The organism is Leisingera sp. F5, from assembly GCF_001593695.1.
Genome location: NZ_LUKH01000713.1, coordinates 1 through 1,806 on the forward strand (window position 1 = coordinate 1; position 1,806 = coordinate 1,806).

Annotated in this window: 2 protein-coding genes; both read right to left on the reverse strand. The window is 60.4% G+C overall.

Going from position 1 to position 1,806, the window contains the following annotated elements; all coding sequences use genetic code 11:
- Positions 1-66: 66 nt before the first annotated feature.
- A complete protein-coding gene (locus tag A2I95_RS35130) occupies positions 67-432 on the reverse strand; it encodes a RidA family protein (RefSeq protein WP_291737190.1) in 366 nt (121 codons plus the stop codon).
- 139 nt (positions 433-571) lie between these two features.
- On the reverse strand, positions 572-1,806 hold a 1,235-nt coding region (gene clpX / locus A2I95_RS35135), incomplete at its 5' end, for an ATP-dependent Clp protease ATP-binding subunit ClpX (RefSeq protein WP_291737192.1).

A 1,806-nucleotide genomic window follows, 5' to 3' on the forward strand; every position in this document is an offset into this window, starting at 1 on the left:
TAACGGAAGACCCCCGGCGGGAATTGGCAGTTTTGCTTCACGCGGATTTACGGACGCCTTGAAGGATCAGCCTTCCGCTGGCGCCAGTGCCGTCACTTCGATCTCGATGCGGAACTTGGGATCGATCAGATTGCACTCGATCATAGTCGCCGCGGGCGGGTTGGCGCCAAAGGCTTCGGCCAGCACCGGCCAGCAGGGTTCGAATTCCGCCGCATCAGGAAGGTAATAGTTCACCCGCACCACATCTGCAAAACTTGCGCCTGCCTTTTCCAAGGCACCGCCAATGGTGTCCAGCGCCGACTGGCACTGTGCCACCACATCATCTCCCTGGCCGACAGTGCCAGCCACATGCACAAATCCGCCGGCCACAACAGCGCGGCAATAGCCGATTTTGGCTTCGAACTCTCCACCGGATGAAATCCGTCTGATCATAATCCAGCCCCTTCTACTGGCTCAAAATATCCCGGGGGAGCAGCGGTTCACCGCTGCGGGGGCAGCGCCCCCATCATACCTGCCCCCAAAAACAAACGGCGCGGAGATCACCGCGCCGTTTGAGAAACCTTCCAGATGTTCACCCGGCAGATGCCGGCTCCTTCTCGGCATCCGCATGGATCATCAGCGGCTGCGCGTCCGAGGTCACCGCCTCCTCATTGACAACCACCTTGGTCACACTGTCCATGCCCGGCAGGTCGAACATGGTATCCAGCAGGATATCCTCCATGATCGAGCGCAGCCCGCGCGCACCGGTCTTGCGTTCGATTGCCTTGCGGGCAATCGCGCTCAGCGCCTCTTCGGTAAAGTCCAGCTCGGTGTCTTCCAGCTCGAACAGGCGCTGATACTGCTTGACCAGGGCGTTCTTGGGCTGGGTCAGGATGATGACCAGCGCGTCCTCGTCCAGATCCTCCAGCGTTGCCAGCACCGGCAGACGGCCGACAAATTCCGGGATCAGGCCGAATTTCAGCAGATCTTCCGGTTCCAGCTCCTGGAACACTTCGCCGACGCCGCGGTCATCATTGTCGCGCACATCGGCGCCAAAGCCCATGGCCGAGCCCTTGCCGCGAGCCGAGATGATCTTGTCCAGCCCGGCAAACGCACCGCCGCAGATGAACAGGATATTGGTGGTGTCCACCTGCAGGAATTCCTGCTGCGGATGCTTGCGCCCGCCCTGCGGCGGCACCGAGGCGACGGTGCCCTCCATCAGCTTCAAAAGCGCCTGCTGCACGCCCTCGCCCGACACGTCGCGGGTGATCGAGGGGTTTTCCGACTTGCGGGTGATCTTGTCGACCTCGTCGATATAGACGATGCCGCGCTGCGCGCGTTCGACGTTGTATTCGGACGACTGCAGCAGCTTCAGGATGATGTTCTCGACATCTTCACCCACATAACCGGCCTCGGTCAGGGTGGTGGCATCCGCCATCGTGAACGGCACATCCAGGATCCGCGCCAGCGTCTGTGCCAGCAGCGTCTTGCCGCAGCCAGTGGGACCGATCAGCAGGATATTCGATTTCGCCAGTTCAATGTCCGACCCGGCCTTTTGAGCGTGGTTCAGACGTTTATAGTGATTGTGCACCGCAACCGACAGCACCCGCTTGGCGGTGGCCTGACCGATCACGTAATCATCCAGAACCTGGCAGATATCCTTGGGTGTCGGCACCCCGTCGGTGGCCTTCAGCCCGGAAGCCTTGGTTTCTTCACGGATGATATCCATGCACAGTTCAACGCATTCATCGCAAATGAATACGGTGGGGCCTGCGATCAGCTTGCGCACTTCATGCTGGCTCTTGCCGCAGAAGCTGCAATAGAGGG